Below are 18372 nucleotides of genomic sequence, written 5' to 3' on the forward strand. Positions count from 1 at the left end.
GCGAGAACCCCGCCCTTCGGCGTTTCCCGGCCACCCGACGTTTGTTCGGGTGGAGGCCACGGGGAGTGAAGGGGTCCGGATAGGGTGGACGGATGACGCGAGCAGAGCAGCCGAACTCCGACGTCGCCCTTGTCGCGGACTCCCGCGAGCGTGCCGTACGCGCGCTTTTGCGCCATCAACCACTGCGACGCCTGTGGAGCGCGCAGTTCGCCGGGGGGACCGGGGACGCCCTCGGCCTCCTCGTCCTGGTGCTGTTGGGCTATCAGGTCGCCGCGTCCGAGGGGGCGCTGGGCGGCGGGTACCGGGGCGCCGCGCTCGCCGTCGCCGCCGTCGTCGGCGCGCGACTGCTTTCGGCCGTGCTCTTCGGCGCCGTACTCCTCGGCCCGCTCACCGCGCTGACCGGACCCGGCGGCCGGCTCGACCGGCGCTGGACCATGATCGGGGCCGACGGGCTGCGGCTCGCCCTGCTCGTGGTCGCGCCGCTGTGGATCGACTGGACACCGGACAACGCCCTGTGGTTCCTGCTCGGCACCGTCTTCGTCGCGGGCGCCGCCGAACGGCTGTCGACCGTCGCCCGCGAAGGCGCCGCGCCCGCCCTGCTGCCCGCGCCGCCCCTGGAGGGCGCCGCCGTCCGGCCGCTGCCGGACCATCTGGACGCGCTGCGCCGGCTCTCGCTGCGTACCGGATTCCTCGCGGTCCCGGCCGCGGCCGCCGTACTGCTGGTCGCCACGCTCATCGGGAACCTGATCGCCACCGGCATCGACTGGTTCTCGCTGCACCAGGCGGCGCTCGGCGCGTACGTCGCCGCCGGACTGTTCGCCGCCTCCATCTCCGTCCTGTACTTCATGGAACTGCCCGGCGGACAGACGCCGCGGCCGCGCTCGCCCCTGGAGGGCCTGCGCCGTCCCGCCGCGGAGAAGGGGCGCACGGGGGTGGCCCCGCTGCTCGTCCTCGCCTGCGCCACCGTGGCGGGGGCCGTCGCGGCCGCCGCGGCCGTCGCCGTCCTGCACGCCCACGACCTCGGCGGCGGCCCCGTCACCTTCGCGCTGCTGGTCCTCGCGCTGAGCGGTGCCACCGCCGTCGGGATCCGCACGGGCGGCTCCGTCCTCGCCGCGCTCTCCCGCCGGCGCCTCCTCGCCCTCGCGATCACCTTCACCGGTATCGCGCTGCTCGCGATGGGCCTGGTGCCGGACACCGCGACGGTGCTGTTCCTCTCCGTCCTCGCCGGCTACACGAGCGGGGTCGCCGCCCACACCGGCCACACCCTCCTCGACCAGGAGACCGAGGAGGCCCGCCGCCCCCGGGGCACCGCGCACCTCCAGGCCGTCGTCCGGGTCGCCATGGCACTCGGCGCCCTCGCGGCGCCGCTGCTCGCCGCCGCCATCGGGCCCCACCGCCTCGCCTCCGGCAGCTTCGTCTTCGCCCACGGCGGCGCCGCGTTCACCCTGATGCTGGTCGGCGCGCTGCTGCTGCCGGTCGCCGCGCTCGTCCTCGCCAAGACCGACGACCGGGCCGGCGTACCGCTGCGCCGTGATCTGCGCGACGCGCTGCGCGGCGCCGACCCCGCCCAGGCGCCCGCGCCGACCGGCTTCTTCATCGCCCTGGAGGGCGGCGACGGAGCCGGCAAGTCCACCCAGGCCGAGGCGCTCGCCGAGTGGATCCGCGCCAAGGGCCACGAGGTCGTCGTCACCCGCGAGCCCGGTGCGACGCCGATCGGCAAGCGGCTGCGCTCGATCCTGCTCGACGTCTCCTCGGCGGGGCTCTCGAACCGGGCGGAGGCGCTGCTGTACGCCGCCGACCGCGCCGAGCACGTCGACTCCCTGGTCAAGCCCGCTCTGGAGCGGGGCGCGGTGGTGATCTCCGACCGGTACATCGACTCGTCCGTGGCCTACCAGGGCGCCGGCCGGGACCTGTCGCCGACCGAGATCGCCCGGATCAACCGCTGGGCGACCGGCGGCCTCGTCCCGCACCTGACCGTCCTCCTGGACGTCGCTCCGGAGACCGCCCGGGAGCGGTTCACCGAGGCTCCGGACCGGCTGGAGTCCGAGCCGCCGGAGTTCCACGCGCGCGTGCGGGCCGGTTTCCTCGCGCTGGCCGCCGGGGACCCCGGCCGCTACCTGGTCGTCGACGCCGGACAGGAGCCGGAGGCGGTCACCACCGTCGTACGCCACCGGCTCGACCGGATGCTGCCGCTGTCCGAGGCCGAGGTGAGGGCCCAGGAGGAGGCGCGCAGGAAGGCCGAGGAGGACGCCAGGCTCCGTGCCGAGGAGGAGGCGCGCAGGAAGGCGGAGGAGGAGCGTCTGGAGCGCGAGCGCCAGGAGCAGCTCGCCAGGCTCCGTGCCGAGGAGGAGGAGCGCAAGCGCCGCGAGGAGGAAGAGGCGCGGCAGCGCGAGGCCGAACGGCAGGCCGAGGAGGCCCGCCGCCGGGCCGAGGAGGCCAGGCTGGCCGCCGAGGAGGAGCGCAAGCGGCGCGAGGCCGAGGAGAAGGCCCGGCGCGCGGAGCAGGAACGGCTCCGCAAGCAGGCCGAGGAGGAGGCCCGGCTGCGCGCCGAGGCGGAGGAGCGCCGCCGCGAGAAGCAGCGCAAGGCCGAGGAGGCGCTGGTCAGGGCCGAGGAGGCACGGCGCGTTGCCGAGGCCGCGGCGGCGAAGGCCGCGGAGGAGGCGGCGAGGAAGGCCGCTGCCGAGGCGGCGGAGAAGGCGGCGGCGGAGAAGGCGGCCGCACAGAGGGCCGCGGCGGAGAGGCAGGCAGCGGAGAAGGCGGCCGCGCAGAAGGCGGCCAAGGAAGCTGCCGAGGCGGAGGCCGCCAGGGCGGCGGAGGCGGCCAAGGCCGCGAAGGCCGCCGAGGTGTCGGCCAACGACGTCACCGTCTCGACGCCGATCGTGAAGCCCGACGAGGTGGCGCCGGACGACGTCACACAGACCTTCCCGCGCGTGTCGCCGAACGAGGTCACCGTCCCCACGCCGATCGTGAAGCCGGAGGACGCGCGTCCGTCCGAGGACGAGACGACGGTTCTGCCGCAGGTGCGGGAGGCGGACGAGACGGCCGTCCTGCCGCCCGTACGGGACATGGACGAGACGGCCGTCCTGCCGCCCGTACGGGATGCGGACGAGACCGCCGTCCTGCCGCCCGTACGGGATGCCGCGCCGGCCGACCGCGTTCCGCCGGGCTTCTTCCGCGACGAGCGGCCCGCCGCCGAGCCCGAGGGCGCGAACGACATGACGCGCGAGCTGCCGCAGCTCGACGAGCAGGGCCGGCCCCGCCGCCGCTCCGACTGGGCGGAGGAGACCCCGCTCGACGATCTGCCGAGCCTGGCGGACGAGTTGCTCGGTCCCCACGACGAGGACGAGGACGGCGGGCGGCGGCGCCGCTGACCGCGCCGGTACGACCGCCCTCCCGTACGGGCAGGGGGCCCTTGCCCGTACGGGGATGCCCGTGCGGGCCTGAGGCGTCGCCCTCCGGCCGCCGGCGACGCGGGATCCGCTGTCAGTCGGGTACTCCACAATGGAGGGCGTACCTGAGGAGGGCACATGGCCGTATGGGACGACCTGGTCGGACAGGCGCGGGTCGAGGAGCAGCTCGCCGCCGCCGCGCGTGACGCCGACGCGTTCGTGACCGCCCATGCCGCCGGACAGTCGGCCCCCGATGCGTCCAGGATGACCCACGCCTGGCTGTTCACCGGCCCACCGGGGTCCGGCCGGGCGACCGCGGCGCGCGCCTTCGCCGCCGCGCTGCAGTGCGTCAGCCCCGACCGGGCGCTGGGCGGGGCTCCGGGATGCGGGTTCTGCGACGGCTGCCACACCGCCCTGATCGGGACCCACGCCGACGTGGAGGTCGTCCGCACGGACCTGCTCTCCATCGGCGTGAAGGAGACCCGCGAGCTCGTCCGGCGCGCCCAGCTCTCGCCGGCGGGCGGCCGCTGGCAGGTGATCGTCCTGGAGGACGCCGACCGTCTCACCGAGGGCGCGGGCAACGTGCTCCTGAAGGCGGTCGAGGAGCCCGCGCCCCGCACGGTCTGGCTGCTCTGCGCGCCGTCCCTGGAGGACGTGCTGCCCACGATCCGCTCCCGCTGCCGCCACCTGACACTGCGTACGCCGTCGGTCGAGGCGGTCGCGGACATGCTCGTACGCCGCGACGGCGTCGAACCGGCCGCCGCGCAGGCCGCCGCCCGCGCCACCCAGGGGCACATCGACCACGCCCGCCGGCTGGCGACCGACGAACGCGCTCGGGCCCGGCGCGCCGTGGTGCTCAGGCTGCCGATGCGGGTCGGTGACATTGGAGGCTGTCTGAAGGCCGCCCAGGAGCTGGTCGACGCGGCGGGCGAGGACGCCAAGCAGGTCGCCGAGGAGGTCGACGTCAAGGAGACCGAGGAGCTGAAGACCGCCCTCGGTGGCGGGCAGGGCGGGCGGATGCCGCGCGGTACGGCCGGTGCGATGAAGGAGCTGGAGGAGCGGCAGAAGCGGCGGAAGACCCGTACGCAGCGCGACAGCCTGGATCTCGCCCTCACCGACCTGACCGGCTTCTACCGCGACGTGCTGACGCTGCAACTGCGGGCCGCATCCGAGGTGGCCAACGAGGACGTACGCGACGCGGTCGAGCGGATCGCCCGGGACACCACTCCCGAGCGGACCCTGCGCCGGATCGAGGCGGTGCTCGCCTGCCGCGAGGCCCTGGACCGGAACGTGGCCCCGCTGCTCGCGGTCGAGGCGATGACCATGGCCCTGCGCGACTGATGTCCCGGCCGGTGGGACGCCGATTGGACACGTTCCGTACCTGTATGGATACGCTCCTGGGATGGACTCCAGGCGTTTGCTCCGTACGTCCGCCACCGCCCTCGCGGCGGCCGGACTGATCCTCTCCGGCTGCACGGGCGGGAGCGACGCGGCCGCCCCCGGGTCCTCGCCCGCCGCCACGGCGTCGACCGCCGGCCTGGAGGACTTCTACGCGCAGAAGCCGGTGTGGCGCGACTGCGGTGTACCGAAGTTCGAGTGCGCCACCTTCCGCGCCCCGCTCGACTACGCCGAGCCGGAGGGTGAGGAGATCCAGCTGGCGGTCTCCCGGGTGAGGGCCACCGGGCCCGGCAAGCGCCTCGGGTCGCTGCTGGTCAACCCCGGCGGGCCGGGCGGTTCCGCCGTCGGCTACCTCCAGGGGTACGCGGGCATCGGCTACCCCGCCCCCGTCCGTGCCCGCTACGACATGGTGGCCGTCGACCCGCGAGGCGTGGCCCGCAGCGAACCCGTCGAGTGTCTGACGGGCCCGCAGATGGACGCGTACACGCAGATCGACCCGACGCCGGACGACCCGAGGGAGACGGCCGCCCTCACGGCCTCCTTCAAGGAGTTCGCGGCGGGCTGCCAGAAGCGCTCCGGCGAGGTGCTGCCGCATGTCTCCACGGTGGAGACGGCCCGTGACATGGACATCGTGAGGGCGGTGCTCGGCGACCGGAAGCTGAACTACGTGGGCGCCTCCTACGGCACCTTCCTCGGCGCCACCTACGCCGAACTGTTCCCGGGGCGCACCGGCCGACTCGTCCTGGACGGGGCGATGGACCCCTCGTTGCCGGCGAGCGAGCTCAACCGCGACCAGACCGCGGGCTTCGAGACCGCGTTCCGGTCCTTCGCCGCGGACTGCGTCGAGAAGCGGGACTGCCCGCTCGGTACGGGGTCGGTCGCCGCCGCCGGTGACAGGCTGAAGGCGTTCTTCCGCGAGGTCGACGCCAAGCCCCTGCCGACCGGCGAGAGTCGGCAGCTCGGCGAGTCGCTGGCCATGACGGGGGTGATCGCCGCGATGTACGACGAGGGGGCCTGGCCGCAGCTGCGCGAGGCGCTGACGCGGGCCATCGGCGGCGAGGGCTCGGGTCTGCTCGCCCTGGCCGACAGCTACTACGAGCGCGACGCGGACGGCTCGTACTCGAATCTGATGTCCGCCAACGCCGCCGTGAACTGCCTCGACCTCCCGGCCTCCTTCGCCGGCCCCGCCGACGTCGAGAAGGCGGTGCCGTCCTTCGAGAAGGCGTCCCCCGTCTTCGGCACCGGCCTCGCCTGGGCCTCCCTGAACTGCACGTACTGGCCCACCCCCGCGACGGGCCGCCCCCACCGCGTCACGGCCGCCGGCGCCGCCCCGATCGTCGTCGTCGGCACCACCCGCGACCCGGCCACCCCCTACAAGTGGGCCCGCTCCCTCGCCGACCAGCTCTCCTCCGGCACCCTGCTGACCTACGAGGGCGACGGCCACACGGCGTACGGCCGCGGCAGCGACTGCGTGGACACCGCGATCAACACCTACCTCCTGGAAGGCACGGTCCCCCAGGACGGAAAGCGCTGCTCATAGGGGTGGTCGGAGCACCCACGGAAACTGTGTAGACTTGGCGAGGCCGCTGCACCCACCATGGGAACGCACGGCATGCCGCCTTAGCTCAGTTGGCCAGAGCAACGCACTCGTAATGCGTAGGTCTCGGGTTCGAATCCCGAAGGCGGCTCGGAATTACCCCAGGACTCACTCGCCGTGACCTGGGGTTTTTTCATGCCCCGACGAGACGGGGGCGGAACGCGATGATCTTCGCACCCTCATGTGAGGCCGTCGTGAGGCCATCCTGCTCGTTGGCCTGCTCGACCGCCCTCTGCGCGGGCAGTCGAGCCGCCCCGCGCGGGACCATGGCGGCTGTCGCCTCGGCAGCCTCGGCGGCGGCCTTGGGCATGACCGACTGATTGCGAGGAAGTCGAGGAACTGTCCGGCCTGCTCCGATGTCCAGACCATGACCGCCGAGGGGCGCTCGCCGGTCCGCACCCATGCGTCGACCCGCTCGGGCGTCCACACCATGGCCTTGGGCCGCTTGGCCGGGGTGAGTTCGATGTACGAAGCGGGGTTGAAGGTGATCGCCCCGCGTGCGATGGTGGTGTTCAGCGCGGCCCGCAGCGTGTCGCGGACGTGCTTCTGAGTCGACGGCCCGGTGATCCGGCGGAACGGCGGCATCGCCGCAATGGCGTCCTTGAGGAACTTCCGGCGGCCGCGGTTTCGACTCCCTTCCAAAGGACCGTTTTCAGCTCGTCGAGCGCCGCGCGGCGCTGCATGTTCGCGTCGTGGATGTCGGCGTTCGTCTCGGCGATCCCGGCGAACATCTCGTCGAGGTGCTGCACCGTGAGGCGGTCGAGGCGGATGTGCCCGATCCTCGGTTTCAGGTGGCTCCTGATATCGACCTCGTACCGGGTCTCGCCGCTCTTGCGGAGTGCCTTCTTACCGGCGAGCCACGCGTCGAGCCACTCGGCGACCGTCATGTGCTGAGTCAGAGACTGCCCGGTCGCGAAACGACGCTTCATCTCGTCGTAGTCCGGGATGTCCTCGCCGCTCGCCGACACCGTTTCGAGCGACGGGCAGTTCGAGCCGCTCGTCGAGCCGCTCGTCGAGGGCCTCGAACGCCATCAGGCATCACCCGCCTTGAGCGTCTTCGCCTCGGCCGCGGCGGCGAGCGTGCCCGTGCCGGCGACCGGGTTCGTGGTCTCGACCAGCGGGCCCGAGCCGGTCAAGGTGACCTTGATCGTGTCGACCTCATCCGGGCCGCCGCCATCGGGCTCCCACGTCACCAGGTGCGGGCCGGGGTCTGCGGCTCGTCCGTCCCAGGGGCATCGTCCCCGCCCTCTGCGGCTCTCTCCCCTCGGCCCCAGATCGCCGCGCCCTCGGATGGCGGGCGGTGCCTTCCTGCGCGTCCGGGGCCCCGTTGCGGTCGTAGTAGCGGACCCGCACGTACGACGCGGCGCCGAACGACCTGCTCGCCTTCCTGAGTGCTTCCTGCGCGGCGTTGAACACGCTGGTCGTGGGGTGGGCCCGGTGGGCGATCGTGGCCTCGATGGACCACGCGAGGATGGTCACGGCCTGCTCGCTCCATCCCTCGGCGTCGTAGGTCGTACTTCCTGCTGAGTGGGTTCGATCTTCGGCGTGAACTCCGTGACCCCGGGGACCAATGCCCACGCCGGGCTACCGGGCGTCGTGCTCATGTCCAGTTCGAGGCGGTACCGGCGCGCCAGCGCGGTCACTGTCTCGGCCGGAGGCGTCGGGGTGCTCAACGGCGCCTCCTTCTATTCGAGATGGGGGCTCGCGCGGTGGGCGCGGGCGTAGTAGTTGGCGGTCCGCTCCCAGCGGCCCGAGGCGTCGGTGCCGATCGGGGCGGCCGAGACGCGAAAGACGAGCTGCACCGGGACGGCTCCGAACCGGTGCGGGCCAGACCCGTGCAGCAGCTCGTGCACCTGGTCGTCGAGAGCGTCGACCTCGCGCGGGTCCGAGCCCGCGCGAGTGCGCACCTGAATCCCGGTGGTCGTGTCGGTCAGCACCGGGGAGTCGGTGACTGGGTAGGCGGCCAGACAGACGCACCGGTCGGGGGTGGGCGGAAGGGCTGCGATTGTGATCGCGGTCTCGCCCGTCACGTACGCGCCGTCGGGCCGGTAGACCCCGACGCTGGCGGCGGCGAGCAGGCGAGCGAGACCGTCGAGCAGGTCGACGGTGTAGGTAATGGGGTTGATGTCCTAGGGGGTGCCTATGCTCGGCGGCATGGCTGAGGGTCGACCGGACATCCCAATGGAGCTAAGGCGTGCGGTACTTGTCGAGGCAGGACATCGCTGCGCTATCCAGACATGCAGGCAGACGCCAGTCGATCTGGCACACATCACGCCGTGGGCCAAGGTGCGAGCGCATACGTTCGACAACTTGATCGCGCTGTGCCCGACGTGTCATCGGCGCTTCGATCGGGGTGATATCGACCGAAAGGCCATGCTCCAGTACAAGGCAAACCTGGACGTCCTCAACCACCGCTACACGGACTTGGAACGCCAACTTCTGAGGATGTTCGTCCGACGCCGTCAGATTCGTGAGGGGAACCAGAAGGTTCCGCACAAGTGGCCCGAGTACAACGGTTGGTCCCGGGACGGGCTTTGGCCGGTCGAGATCGACAAGAGCATGTGGTGGGCCGTTTCGAACATCCTCGAAGACGGCCTGATTGTTCTCGGGGAGCCTGGCGCATGGCCGACCACGCCACGTACGGAGAACCCCCGATTGTCGGTAGCCCTGACCCCGAAAGGCGGAAGGCTCATTGGGCGCATCGCAAACGGTGAGCCGCTCTAACGCAGTGCGCGCCGTACCTGCGCGGCGATCAGCGCCTGCACCTCGCCCGCCGTCTCGGGCAGCACGCCCTCAAGGAACTTGGCGGTTCGGCCGGGCGCGTGCCGGGCGGTCATGTCCTCATGGACCCTGCGCGCGTACGGGGTGTCGTAGCTGACGGCGGCGGTCATCTGCTGCTCGTCGACTGATGTCGCGCCCGAGCGTTCGAGGGTGCCCTCGGCGATCGGCACGCGCTGCCTGCTCGCGGAGAGGACGTGCTCGGCGCCGAGCAGCAGACCCCGGGCCGCGGCCTCGCGGATCGCGGTCGTGGCGGCGTCACCGTTCCAGCGCAGTCGGGCGCGGCTCATTCACACATCACCTCCGTGGACGCGGGGACGGGTAGGCCCGGGGCGGTGTGGACTGCCGTACTGATCGCCGTCGTGATCCGGCCGCCGGGCAGCGTCACGCGCGAGCCCGCCGGACAGTCCAGACCGGGGGCGGCGATGATCTGCGCGGTGCTCGTGACCTCGCGGCCGTCGGCGGCGCGCGTCATGCGCACGGCCTCGCCGACGAGCGCGGGATGCTCGACGAGCGGCCCGTACGTCGGGCCGTACGCGCCGTCGCCGTCGGCGGCGACCCGGGCGACGGCGAGCTCGACCCGGGCGGTCCGCAGTTCGGCGGCGTGCTCGGCGAGCAGCCGGTCGCGCTCGGCGACGGCGGCGGCCAGGGCGGTGGGGTCCTGCTCGTTCTCGCCGCCGTTCAGGTTCAGTGCCCGGGTTACGGCGTCGAGAGCGGCGCGCAGCTCGTCGCGCTCGGCCGCGGCCTGCTCGGCGCGGGTCGTCGCCTCGGCGAGCTGATGCTCGGCGGCCGGATCGGCGGCCGGCGGCGCGCCGGGGGCAGGGTTCGGCTCGCCGGACGGCGGGGCTGCGGGGTCGCCGTCCTCTCCCGAGCCGCCCTTGATGGGCCAGATCGGGCGCCCGTCCCGGCGGTGGCCGAGAGCACGGTCGCCGGTGCGCGGGTGTACGGGCAATTCCTGCACGATAGGTGCTCCTTTAATTGAAAAGGTGACCACCCTAAGTGGCGATACTCAATCACAGGGCAGACACTGGAAGGTGACGCCTCAGGTGGCCTGGCGGTGGTGGTGGTTTCATGCCAGACGCAAATGAAGAAGAACGTCCCGAAAACGAGGAAGAACGTCTCTCCTTGGGTTACGAGATGGCCAAGAGCCTGCTCGCGGCCCAGGATCGAACGGTGACGAACCTGCGGACTCGCGCGAGCGGAATATTGGCTACGGCGGCCCTGATAGTCACCTTTTCCACTTCGGTCGGACTGCTGGGGAAGGACTCGCAAGGGAATTCACTTTTCCCGGCGTGGGCAGCATGGACGTTGCTTGGCGTGATCGCGGTCCAAGGTATCTGCGTTATGGCAGTTCTGTGGCCAGTCACCATGTCGTTTGGTCACAGCGTCCGTAACATGGTGGACCCGCGTCAAAGTCAGGCCGCAGAAAGGCCGATCAGCTCGCGGCTCGTCACGACGATGCTGGGTGACATGGAAGCCAATAGTGCCCACATAGAGCGGATGGCAAAAGCCCTGCGAGTGGCCATTGTCTTGCTTCTCGCCGAAGTTGTTGTCATCGTAATTGCACTTATCACGCTGGAGTGACGTCATGAGTAGGCCCGATGATGACCACCAGTGGCCCAGTGCTGGCGACGTTGACCACAAGTGGACGAGCTACCGCATGTGGGCTAAGCGCGTTGCGCCGGGTCTTTTGGTCCAAGAAGTCTCAAGCGGTGCGCTCGGTGAGCTCCTGACGGCGCGGGGCTTCTCAGTGGAGAGAATCGCCGAAATGCCCAGCGCCGAAGCGGTCTTGGTTATCTTGAAGTCCGGTGAAGAGCTGAACACCGCCGCCGAAGCGATTCGTGAGAAGTTTCAGGCAAGGGTTGAGATTATTTAAGTCTTGATTCTCTGCTCTGTGATGCAATAGCCGCGCACCCACGCGAGGCGCAGCGCATCCTCGACCGGATATGGACAGTCGGTCGGCTGCCGTCCAGTGAGCGCCGCTACTGCACCCTCTTGTCGGGCACGCAATGCCTGCTCGGAACCCCAACCGGATCACCTCCTAGAACGCTCGACGACGATCCTCGAGGGCGTTGCGAGCGGTGTCGCCTGCGGCTGTGCGTACTCCCGTCACCTGCTCGGTGAACTCGGTGAGGGTGATCCTCGGGCTCACCTTCTCCCAGAACCTGATCAGGTCCTCGCTCGCCCTCCCGTACGCGACGTGTGCGGGGCCGCTGAACAGAGAGAAGGGGTCGACGCCGGCGGCGCGCGCCTTGCGGTTGAGCATGAACCCGCGCGTGTAGTCCTCGGCAGCGATCATCTGCAAGTAGATGTGCTCTCGGTACATCTCCCGAATCTCCGCGCGGCTGTACGCCTCGGCTCCGGCGCGGTCGGCGAGTTCGCGCTCGTACGCCCAACGCTCGACGGCGGACATGTGCTCGGTGCCGTCAGGGCCGCGCTCGACGTCCGCCCCGTACGGGCCCCACTCGTCGGGGTCCGCCGGCGCGGGTCGTTGAGGCGGATCGGGTGCATGGCGGAGGCGACGGCGTCCCGCGCGGCGAGGGTGTCGGCGACAGTCACCCCCGCGACCGGGGGCGACGGTGCGGGCGGGTGCCGGCGGTCGATCTCGGCGGCGATCCGGGCGGCGCCCTCTGGCCTCGCGTACCGGACGCCCCACACGAGCAGCCCGTCGTCGAGCCTGGACAGGTCGGCGGCGAGCCTCCTGCCAGGGAACAGCTCGGCGTGGGCCCGGCGCCGGTGCACCTCGGCGCCGATCGCCGGACCGTCCTCGGGGACGTTGCGGGCGCGGGCGGCGAGGTCGCGCTCGGACATGGCGACCAGATCCGGGCGGATTCCGGGCATGGCGGCGTCGAGGTCGCGGCGGTCGGCCTCGGCCATGACGCGCAGCATCTGCTCGTCGTCGAGGTGCGGCGCGATCCGGGCGAGCTCGTCGTCGCTGAACGGGGCGAGGTTGTCGACCATGCGCCCGCCCGGCCGGATGCGGTCGAGCAGGTCGGCCAGGTCGCGGCGGTCGCCCTTGCCCTCGATGCGGTCGAGGTCGCGCTCGTCGAGCACGCCCGGCCGCATCGCCGCGCCGAGCTGCTCGTCGGTCATCTCGGGCAGGGTGCGGTCGTCGCCCGCCTGCACGCGCGCGGCCTCGACCGCGTCGCGCGGCGGCGCCGGCGCGGTGCTCGGGAGGTTGCCCGCCCCGGGCTGCTCGCGCTCACGCCGACGGATGAGCTCGGGGTGCTGCGTGAGGTGCTCGTGCATCTTGCCCTGATAGGCGCGCACCCGGGCCTCGGCCGCGCGCTTGGCCTCGGGCGTCATGGCCGCGGCGCTCTTGTTTTTCCACTTCCGTATAGCGCGCTCGATCGCCCGCCGCCGCTGTGAGGCGGCGTACCCGTCGGGGTCCTCGGAGTGTTCGACCGGCGGCCAGGTCACGCCGGGGAGGTAAGCGCTCGTCGAATGGCGGCAGTTGGGATGTTGCAGACCGGCCCGCCGCGCTTCGTCGAGCGATCCGGCGACGTGCACCCGAACAATGCGGCCGTCGTCGGTGGCGTGCTCCATCTCGACGGTACGGGCGCCGCCCGGTCCGTCGAGCGCGAGCACCTCGCCCTCGCACGGGGCGCAAAGATCGCAGTTGTGCGGGGCGTTGGGACGATCACGAGCTCGATCCCGGCGGCGCGCAGCCTGTCGCCGTGCGCCTCGACCGCCGCACGGCCGTACAGCCATCTCCGCGTAGCTCGTCATCTGCCAGGACCGACCGCGGCGGTCGACGAACGACCGCAGACCTCGATCGGCGAATCGAGCCATCGCCGCTTGGGTTGCCTGCCGGCGGGTGTCGACCCCGAGCAGGGGAGTCGCCGACGACTCGGCGATCACCTGCCGGTATCCATCCTCGACACCTCGAAGAATCCCCCGGTGCGTCTCGGTGACGAGCTCGATCGTCTCGGCGGCGATCCGGTCCACGGCCCGGGTGCCCGGGGTGCTCTCGGCGATCCGGCGCACGTCGACGTCGGAGAGCGCGCCGAGCTCGGCGCGCCCGGCCTGCGCCCCGATGTCGTACGCCTCGGTCACTGCCGAGAACACCTCAAGCTGCATCGCCGTCCCGAGGGCGTCGACGACGCCCTGCGCCGCCCGCCGCAACGGTTGGATGTCACGCAGCTTGGCGACCGCCCACCCCGGGGCCTCGAACCCTCCGTCGAGCTGCCGCGCGACGAGCGCGAGCAGCCGCTGCTCGGCGTCCGTGTACAGGTCGCGGACGGTGGCCGAGAGATCCTCGGCCATTGCGGGGTGAACGCCCATCCCACCCCCAGCCGTGTCAGCCCTCGGTGTCGTCGGCGTTGTTAGCTGATCCCTGCCGTAGGGATCGCTGCACTTCGCGGAACGCGTCGATGAGGTCCGGAAGCTGACGCAGCGTGGCGGCGGTGAGGGTGATCAAGAGACCGAGTACGCCAAAGGCGGCGATGATCACGCCGGTAGTGATGTCCATGGCAGTGAGCATGGAGGCACCCCAAAGGGCAGCGCAAACCGCTGCTGACCTGCATAAACAGCCAGCAGAGAATTAATTTCTCCCGATTTTGGGCATAGTGGTGCCAATGTATTTCCCAATCCCATAATAGGACATTTGGGAATTCGGCTTGGCTGACCTGCGGTCTAATGCGAGCCTCTCGCGCCTTCCCTGATTTTCAGGTGAAATGGAATGAGATTTCACGGAGCTCTGAAAGATTGCCCCCATGATTGTCCGGAACTGTTTGAGTGTGGCCGGAACGCATAGGTAGGTGTCGGGGAAGGTCGGTTGGGCGTTACACGAGCGTCCCTAGCTGCATGGGATCGGGGACGGCGGCGCCGGTCTCCGTGAGGATGCGGTCGGTCTCTTCCTGCACGGCGACCGAGTCCCAATCGGGGTGCAGCATCCGGACCTTGGTCACCACGGACACCGCCTGTGCCTGCTGCAACAGGGACAGGGTCTGTGCGAGCGAGGACGCGTCCTCGGTGATCGAGTCGCCGAAAGCGACGGTCGGCCGCTCGGGCACGATGCGCGGCGTGAAGAACCGCCGGTCGAGCAGCAGCATCACGTGCAGCATGTCGGCGACCGGCGGTGACCAGTACCTCACCTTCTTACCCCGGGTGGTCAGGGACCGGCGCTCGCGCGCCCGAACCTCGGTCGCCGTCACGGCCGCCCCCTGGTCGCCGAGTCCGAACGTCGCGACCGAGTAACCGGCGCTCTGCACGGCCTGCTGGGTGATCGCGCTCGCCGACCTCTCGTGCTCGTCGACCCTGATCGCGAACTGCGAGAGAGTGATCTGATTCCCACCCTGCTCGGTGGGCGGGATGGGCAAGAGCTGGAAGATCTCGCGGTCGTCGTCGAACGACGCTCCCTGTCCGGGCCCGTGGTCCCGCAGGTACCCGTCGGGTACGAGCAGGCGAGCGCGCGCGAGCCGCAGGTCGCGAATCCACGATGTCCATGTCGTGTCGAGCGCGTCGAGCAGGTCGTAGATCGGCGCGGCGTAGTCGGAGCGTCCGAACGCTGAGCCTCGGTTCTTCCGGTGGGGTCGGATGTTGGGGCAGTACGCGGCGGTGAGCTGCTCGATCCCGGTCTCGATCGCGTCGCCGTCGGGGCCGAGGCTGACGGCCAGGTCGGCGACCTCGACGTGCTCGGTCAGGGGCACCCGTACGCCGAGGTTGTCGGCCGACCCTTCGTAGAGCGCGTGCAGGATGCGGCCCGGCTCGTGCCGTTCGAGGTGCCGCCACACGGTAGCCGAGGTCGAGGCGAGCTCGCGCCAGAACGTCACGGCGGAGAGACGGCCCCATCGGAATTCCGGCACGGCGGCGTCGGGGTGGACGCTGGTCAGCAGGGGCCGGTCGGCAAGGGACCGATCCCATGTGACCCGCAGGTACACCGAGCCGAGGGCGGCGGCGACCTCGGCCGCTTCGAGCAGCGTGTTCGCGATGCCGTCGGACTCGGCGAGCTCGTCGAGCCGGTCCTGAGCGCCCGCGTCGGTCACGGTGAGCTCGGGCGGCTCGGCGAACAAGAGGTCGGCCGAGGCGCTCGCGATGTCGCCGGCGAGCGGGATGTGCAGCCGCTGATCGCGGACGTTCGGCCGCGGCTGCCGTTCGCGCCCCCACAGTCGACGGCGGCCGTCGCGCCGTACGGGACTGTCCCGGTAGACGGTGGTCAGCTTGGCGTGATCACCGGAGTACCAAGCATCATCGACCTTGATCTCGGCCTAGTGCTTGGCGAGCTGCGGCGGCGGCCACGCGACGCCGTTATCGGGCAAGGGCACGGTGCACCTCCCGCCGTCGTCTCGTCCGGGCGCGCAGCGCTGCCCACCGTCGGCAGTGCCGGGTGCCGTTCGGGGCGACGTAGGTCGTCGCGTGATCGAACTCATGGCCTCGGGCGCAGTGCGTCTGCCGGGCACGGCAGGCGGCGGGGGACACGCCCCGCAGGATGTTGGTGCGGGTGGTGACCACGTCGAAGGGGTCGGGGTTCACGCAGTGCCGGCGGCGGCACAGATGGTCGATCACGAGCCCGTCGGGTATCGACCCGCGCGTGAGGGTGTAGGCGACCCGGTGCGCGTACTGCGGTCGCCCGCCGACCTTAGCCTGTCCGTATCCGTTGGGCTTGACGTGCCCGGTCCAGTCCCAGCAGCCGAGGGGGCCGTCGACGATCTTCGCGAGGAACCGGTCGGTCAGAGAAGGGGGCACGCGATCACCCCCTCGACTGCTCGGGCCCGAGGCGCGGCGAGGCGGCCACGGGCAGGGAAGGGAGAGAGGTTCAGGCGGCGGTCGTGAGCAGGCCGCGCCACTCGTGCGCGGTGCTGTGGACGACGTACCTCAAGGCGTCGACCGAGTGATCGTTGAGCTTCACCGGCCGGTCCTCGCCGCGCTCGGCTGCTTCGTCCGACCACACGTATTCGGGGAGCTCGGCGAGCAGCCCCTCGCACGACTCATGGATGAGCAGCAGACCGGCGTCGAGCGCGGACGCGACCGAGCGGATTCCGTCGATCACGTCGTTCTTGGCCTTGGTCACCCCGGGGTGCCCGTCCGCCCAAAGGTGCGTTGAGAAGCTGCTCGCCGAGGGGTCGACGAACGTCCACTCGGGCTCGATGTCGAGCCCGTCGAGCCACTCGCGGACGGCGCGGCTGTACTGCGCGTCGGTCAAGTGCCGGTGCGCGGCGCGGGAGTCGTGCCGCCACTCGCTCGTGGCATACAGGCGCCCGTCGTCGCCGAGCCCGATGGTCAAGGCGGCGAACGGATTCACCGTGCCGTAGTCAACGCCCGTCCAATACCGCCGCATCGGCGGGAGCTCGGTCACGACGTGCCGCTGCTCGTCGTACATGTCGAATACCGCGCCCTCGGCGATCACTCATGCGCCGTCGATCATCCGCCGGCGCCAGAGTCCGGAGTATTCGGCGGACAGCGCAGCGACGTACGCCGGGCACAAGCTCGGGTTGTCGGCGAGGCGGAAGTGCCACGACGCGAGATCGAGCTCGCTCTGCCGGTCGAGGTAATTGACCTTGAACCAGTGTCTCGGTGAGTCCGGATTCGTGGTCCCGAGCAGTCGCGCCCCGGGGACGCTGAGCCTCGCGAGCAGTTGGGTAAAGAACCCCTCGGGCATGAGGGTGATCTCGTCGCAGTAGGCGAGCGAGGCGGTCAGACCTCGCAACCGGCCCTCGGCCTGAGCGTCGCTCGCGCCCACGAGGTGGACGACGCGACCGAGGATGACCGCCGTCGTCGCGCCCCGGGTGTGGCGCACCTCGGCCGCGACCGGCCCGAACAGCGCCGGATCGGCGAGGCGTTCGAGTACGTTCCGCTCGATCGTCTGAAGACTGCAGGATGAGTCCGGACGCCGGCGCCCGCCGTACGGCCAAGAGGAAGGCGAGCAAACTCGCGATCGTCTTCCCCGACCGCACGCTGCCGTGCCAACAGCAGATGCGGGCGGTCGCCTCGCGGATCGAGCGAGTCTGTTTGTCGGACAGGGGCGGCGGCGAGGGGATCACCCCCCGTCGGCGTCGTCTCCCGTCGGCCCGAGCAGGGCGTCGGCGAGGCGGTCGAGCATCGAGCCCCCGGTGCTCCCGGTGCCGCTCGTGCGGGCGAGCTCGGCGACCTTGGCGTGTACCTCGGTCAGTGCGCGGGCGGCGGTGGCGTAGTCGCGGGCTTCGCGCGCGGAGTCGGCCGCGCCGACCCGCTCGACCTGAGCGAGGGCCCCGTCGAGGGCGTCGTCGGCGAGCTGCTCGCGTCGGGCGGCGGCGTCCGCGCGTCGGGCCTCCGTGGCGGCGGCGACGCGCGCCCCGCCGCTGAATGCGAGGCTCAACTCGGCGGCGATCTTCGAGACGGTGGCGGCACTACGCCCGGTCTCCCGGGCGATCTGGTTTCGGGACTTGCCCTCGGCGTGCAGGGTGCGGACCGCCTCGCGGTCGGCGTCGGTGAGCGGGTCGGTCATGCCACCCCCTAACCGATCAGTTCGTACGACAGGGTGCCAAGTGGTGCGCCAGTATGTGCGAGTGGAGATCGCAGAGCTTGTCTTGAAGTACGTCGAGGCCCTCGTCTGGCCCTTGGTGGTTGTGGTACTTGCATGGTCGTTTCGTCGCCACCAAAAGCGCGCGTTCGATCGGATGACTCGGCTGGAAACGCCCGCCGGGGCGATTGAGTTTGCGGAAGAGGCCGCGCGGACGTATGAGGAGGTAGAGGGCTCTAGCAGCGTCCAAGCCAGTGAGGACGCGACGGTGTACGGCGGCACGTTGATGCATAGTGCCGGGGGCCATACGCGGGAGCGTGATGAAGCCATCAACCAGGCGTTGGAGTTGATCGCGACTTCACCGGATAGCGCCGTGATGATCGCGTGGCGAGCAGTCGAAACGGCGCTCCGGAAGGCTGCCCTTCAGCTTCCGCAGGAGCCCGAGTCTCAGCGCTTTTTCGTCGCAACGAAAGCCATTCGTGAGCTGACTCAGCGCGGCTTGCTGTCGTCCCACATGGCCAACACGATGATGAACCTGTCTCGCCTGCGTGCGCGAGTCTCACATGGTCAACACACCGTGCTACCTGACGCAGCGTTTGACTACGTAGCAAGCTGTGAGCTGATCCTCGGGCAACTTGAAGCGATCTCGAATCTTGGCCCCGCCGCATAGCGCGTTCGGGTACGTCGCGTCGAGTACCGCGCGGACCTCGGCCAGCCCGGCGCCGGCCCGGATCTTTCCGGCCTCGCGGTAGCTGGTGGCGCAGTACCCT

At 70.8% G+C, this 18372-nt stretch carries 23 protein-coding genes and 1 tRNA gene; 8 read left to right on the forward strand and 16 right to left on the reverse strand.

Translation table 11 applies throughout. The features are described 5' to 3' along the window. Positions 1-92: 92 nt before the first annotated feature. The 4 genes from tmk to ACWDX6_RS09100 all read left to right on the forward strand — a co-directional run bounded on the left by tmk (position 93) and on the right by ACWDX6_RS09100 (position 6475). The gene (gene tmk, locus ACWDX6_RS09085) at positions 93-3371 is read left to right on the forward strand and encodes a dTMP kinase (protein ID WP_451484277.1); all 3279 of its coding nucleotides are present in this window, start codon (positions 93-95) and stop codon (positions 3369-3371) included. Between the two features lie 156 nt (positions 3372-3527). Further along, positions 3528-4730 (forward strand): DNA polymerase III subunit delta', encoded by a 1203-nt coding sequence (locus ACWDX6_RS09090; RefSeq protein ID WP_451484278.1) that lies wholly within the window; start codon positions 3528-3530, stop codon positions 4728-4730. Between the two features lie 61 nt (positions 4731-4791). Then, on the forward strand, positions 4792-6327 hold the full coding sequence (locus ACWDX6_RS09095) for an alpha/beta hydrolase (protein WP_451484279.1): 1536 nt from the start codon (positions 4792-4794) through the stop codon (positions 6325-6327). A 74-nt stretch (positions 6328-6401) separates the two neighbouring features. After that, a tRNA-Thr gene (locus ACWDX6_RS09100) sits at positions 6402-6475 on the forward strand. A 42-nt stretch (positions 6476-6517) separates the two neighbouring features. Here ACWDX6_RS09100 and ACWDX6_RS09105 read toward each other — a convergent pair. The 5 genes from ACWDX6_RS09105 to ACWDX6_RS09125 form a co-directional block, all read right to left on the reverse strand. Further along, complete coding sequence (locus ACWDX6_RS09105; protein ID WP_451484280.1) at positions 6518-6694, reverse strand: hypothetical protein; 177 nt, start codon at positions 6692-6694, stop codon at positions 6518-6520. A 202-nt stretch (positions 6695-6896) separates the two neighbouring features. Next, complete coding sequence (locus ACWDX6_RS09110) at positions 6897-7352, reverse strand: tyrosine-type recombinase/integrase (RefSeq protein ID WP_451484281.1); 456 nt, start codon at positions 7350-7352, stop codon at positions 6897-6899. Positions 7353-7415: 63 nt separating this feature from the next. Then, on the reverse strand, positions 7416-7577 hold the full coding sequence (locus tag ACWDX6_RS09115; RefSeq protein WP_451484337.1) for a hypothetical protein: 162 nt from the start codon (positions 7575-7577) through the stop codon (positions 7416-7418). Then, positions 7543-7962: a phage tail tube protein gene (locus ACWDX6_RS09120; RefSeq protein WP_451484282.1), complete on the reverse strand. Its 420-nt coding sequence runs from the start codon at positions 7960-7962 to the stop codon at positions 7543-7545. The genes ACWDX6_RS09115 and ACWDX6_RS09120 overlap by 35 nt, the downstream gene beginning before the upstream one ends. Positions 7963-8069: 107 nt before the next feature. Next, positions 8070-8510 (reverse strand): minor capsid protein, encoded by a 441-nt coding sequence (locus tag ACWDX6_RS09125; protein WP_451484335.1) that lies wholly within the window; start codon positions 8508-8510, stop codon positions 8070-8072. Between the two features lie 28 nt (positions 8511-8538). Between ACWDX6_RS09125 and ACWDX6_RS09130 the strand changes: the two genes are divergently transcribed. Beyond that, a complete protein-coding gene (locus ACWDX6_RS09130) occupies positions 8539-9108 on the forward strand; it encodes an HNH endonuclease (protein ID WP_451484283.1) in 570 nt (189 codons plus the stop codon). Here the strand turns inward: ACWDX6_RS09130 and ACWDX6_RS09135 are convergent. Continuing rightward, a complete protein-coding gene (locus tag ACWDX6_RS09135; protein ID WP_451484284.1) occupies positions 9105-9452 on the reverse strand; it encodes a hypothetical protein in 348 nt (115 codons plus the stop codon). The two genes, ACWDX6_RS09130 and ACWDX6_RS09135, sit on opposite strands and share 4 nt — an antisense overlap. Then, on the reverse strand, positions 9449-10123 hold the full coding sequence (locus tag ACWDX6_RS09140) for a hypothetical protein (protein WP_451484285.1): 675 nt from the start codon (positions 10121-10123) through the stop codon (positions 9449-9451). The genes ACWDX6_RS09135 and ACWDX6_RS09140 overlap by 4 nt, the downstream gene beginning before the upstream one ends. Positions 10124-10233: 110 nt before the next feature. Here ACWDX6_RS09140 and ACWDX6_RS09145 point away from each other — a divergent pair, with 110 nt between their 5' ends. After that, on the forward strand, positions 10234-10746 hold the full coding sequence (locus ACWDX6_RS09145; RefSeq protein WP_451484286.1) for a hypothetical protein: 513 nt from the start codon (positions 10234-10236) through the stop codon (positions 10744-10746). A gap of 4 nt (positions 10747-10750) precedes the next feature. Next, positions 10751-11038, forward strand: a complete 288-nt coding sequence (locus ACWDX6_RS09150) for a hypothetical protein (RefSeq protein WP_451484287.1) — start codon at positions 10751-10753, stop codon at positions 11036-11038. On the opposite strand, the gene ACWDX6_RS09155 is transcribed toward ACWDX6_RS09150, so the two are convergent. The 9 genes from ACWDX6_RS09155 to ACWDX6_RS09195 all read right to left on the reverse strand — a co-directional run bounded on the left by ACWDX6_RS09155 (position 11035) and on the right by ACWDX6_RS09195 (position 17587). Beyond that, on the reverse strand, positions 11035-11172 hold the full coding sequence (locus ACWDX6_RS09155; RefSeq protein WP_451484288.1) for an Rmf/CrpP fold protein: 138 nt from the start codon (positions 11170-11172) through the stop codon (positions 11035-11037). The two genes, ACWDX6_RS09150 and ACWDX6_RS09155, sit on opposite strands and share 4 nt — an antisense overlap. Before the next feature lie 31 nt (positions 11173-11203). Continuing rightward, positions 11204-11461 (reverse strand): hypothetical protein, encoded by a 258-nt coding sequence (locus tag ACWDX6_RS09160; RefSeq protein WP_451484289.1) that lies wholly within the window; start codon positions 11459-11461, stop codon positions 11204-11206. After that, the gene (locus ACWDX6_RS09165; protein WP_451484290.1) at positions 11458-13428 is read right to left on the reverse strand and encodes a phage minor capsid protein; all 1971 of its coding nucleotides are present in this window, start codon (positions 13426-13428) and stop codon (positions 11458-11460) included. Before ACWDX6_RS09165 ends, ACWDX6_RS09160 begins: the two co-directional genes overlap by 4 nt. Before the next feature lie 34 nt (positions 13429-13462). Beyond that, positions 13463-13633: a hypothetical protein gene (locus tag ACWDX6_RS09170; protein ID WP_317876288.1), complete on the reverse strand. Its 171-nt coding sequence runs from the start codon at positions 13631-13633 to the stop codon at positions 13463-13465. 313 nt (positions 13634-13946) lie between these two features. After that, on the reverse strand, positions 13947-15365 hold the full coding sequence (locus ACWDX6_RS09175; protein ID WP_451484336.1) for a phage portal protein: 1419 nt from the start codon (positions 15363-15365) through the stop codon (positions 13947-13949). A gap of 46 nt (positions 15366-15411) precedes the next feature. Beyond that, the gene (locus ACWDX6_RS09180) at positions 15412-15849 is read right to left on the reverse strand and encodes an HNH endonuclease signature motif containing protein (protein ID WP_451484291.1); all 438 of its coding nucleotides are present in this window, start codon (positions 15847-15849) and stop codon (positions 15412-15414) included. Positions 15850-15919: 70 nt separating this feature from the next. Then, entirely contained in the window at positions 15920-16510 is a 591-nt protein-coding gene (locus tag ACWDX6_RS09185; RefSeq protein WP_451484292.1) for a terminase, read from the reverse strand. Next, positions 16511-16900 carry a terminase large subunit domain-containing protein gene (locus ACWDX6_RS09190; RefSeq protein ID WP_451484293.1) on the reverse strand — a complete coding sequence of 130 codons (390 nt, stop codon included), beginning with the start codon at positions 16898-16900 and terminating at the stop codon, positions 16511-16513. Positions 16901-17140: 240 nt separating this feature from the next. Continuing rightward, positions 17141-17587, reverse strand: coding sequence for a helix-turn-helix domain-containing protein (locus ACWDX6_RS09195; RefSeq protein ID WP_451484294.1), 447 nt, complete (start codon positions 17585-17587; stop codon positions 17141-17143). 61 nt (positions 17588-17648) lie between these two features. Between ACWDX6_RS09195 and ACWDX6_RS09200 the strand changes: the two genes are divergently transcribed. Then, the gene (locus ACWDX6_RS09200) at positions 17649-18272 is read left to right on the forward strand and encodes a hypothetical protein (RefSeq protein ID WP_451484295.1); all 624 of its coding nucleotides are present in this window, start codon (positions 17649-17651) and stop codon (positions 18270-18272) included. The last annotated feature ends 100 nt before the right edge of the window (positions 18273-18372 follow it).

This window comes from Streptomyces sp. NPDC003027, assembly GCF_053591435.1.

Excerpts from the sequence above, each read along its gene's own strand:
- ACWDX6_RS09130 (WP_451484283.1), top strand. The coding sequence starts at position 8,539 with ATGGCTGAGGGTCGACCGGACATCCCAATGGAGCTAAGGCGTGCGGTA.
- tmk (WP_451484277.1), top strand. The coding sequence starts at position 93 with ATGACGCGAGCAGAGCAGCCGAACTCCGACGTCGCCCTTGTCGCGGAC.
- ACWDX6_RS09170 (WP_317876288.1), bottom strand. The coding sequence starts at position 13,633 with ATGGACATCACTACCGGCGTGATCATCGCCGCCTTTGGCGTACTCGGT.
- ACWDX6_RS09095 (WP_451484279.1), top strand. The coding sequence starts at position 4,792 with ATGGACTCCAGGCGTTTGCTCCGTACGTCCGCCACCGCCCTCGCGGCG.
- ACWDX6_RS09105 (WP_451484280.1), bottom strand. The coding sequence starts at position 6,694 with ATGCCCAAGGCCGCCGCCGAGGCTGCCGAGGCGACAGCCGCCATGGTC.
- ACWDX6_RS09145 (WP_451484286.1), top strand. The coding sequence starts at position 10,234 with ATGCCAGACGCAAATGAAGAAGAACGTCCCGAAAACGAGGAAGAACGT.
- ACWDX6_RS09160 (WP_451484289.1), bottom strand. The coding sequence starts at position 11,461 with ATGATCGCTGCCGAGGACTACACGCGCGGGTTCATGCTCAACCGCAAG.
- ACWDX6_RS09150 (WP_451484287.1), top strand. The coding sequence starts at position 10,751 with ATGAGTAGGCCCGATGATGACCACCAGTGGCCCAGTGCTGGCGACGTT.
- ACWDX6_RS09195 (WP_451484294.1), bottom strand. The coding sequence starts at position 17,587 with ATGACCGACCCGCTCACCGACGCCGACCGCGAGGCGGTCCGCACCCTG.
- ACWDX6_RS09165 (WP_451484290.1), bottom strand. The coding sequence starts at position 13,428 with ATGGCCGAGGATCTCTCGGCCACCGTCCGCGACCTGTACACGGACGCC.
- ACWDX6_RS09090 (WP_451484278.1), top strand. The coding sequence starts at position 3,528 with ATGGCCGTATGGGACGACCTGGTCGGACAGGCGCGGGTCGAGGAGCAG.
- ACWDX6_RS09135 (WP_451484284.1), bottom strand. The coding sequence starts at position 9,452 with ATGAGCCGCGCCCGACTGCGCTGGAACGGTGACGCCGCCACGACCGCG.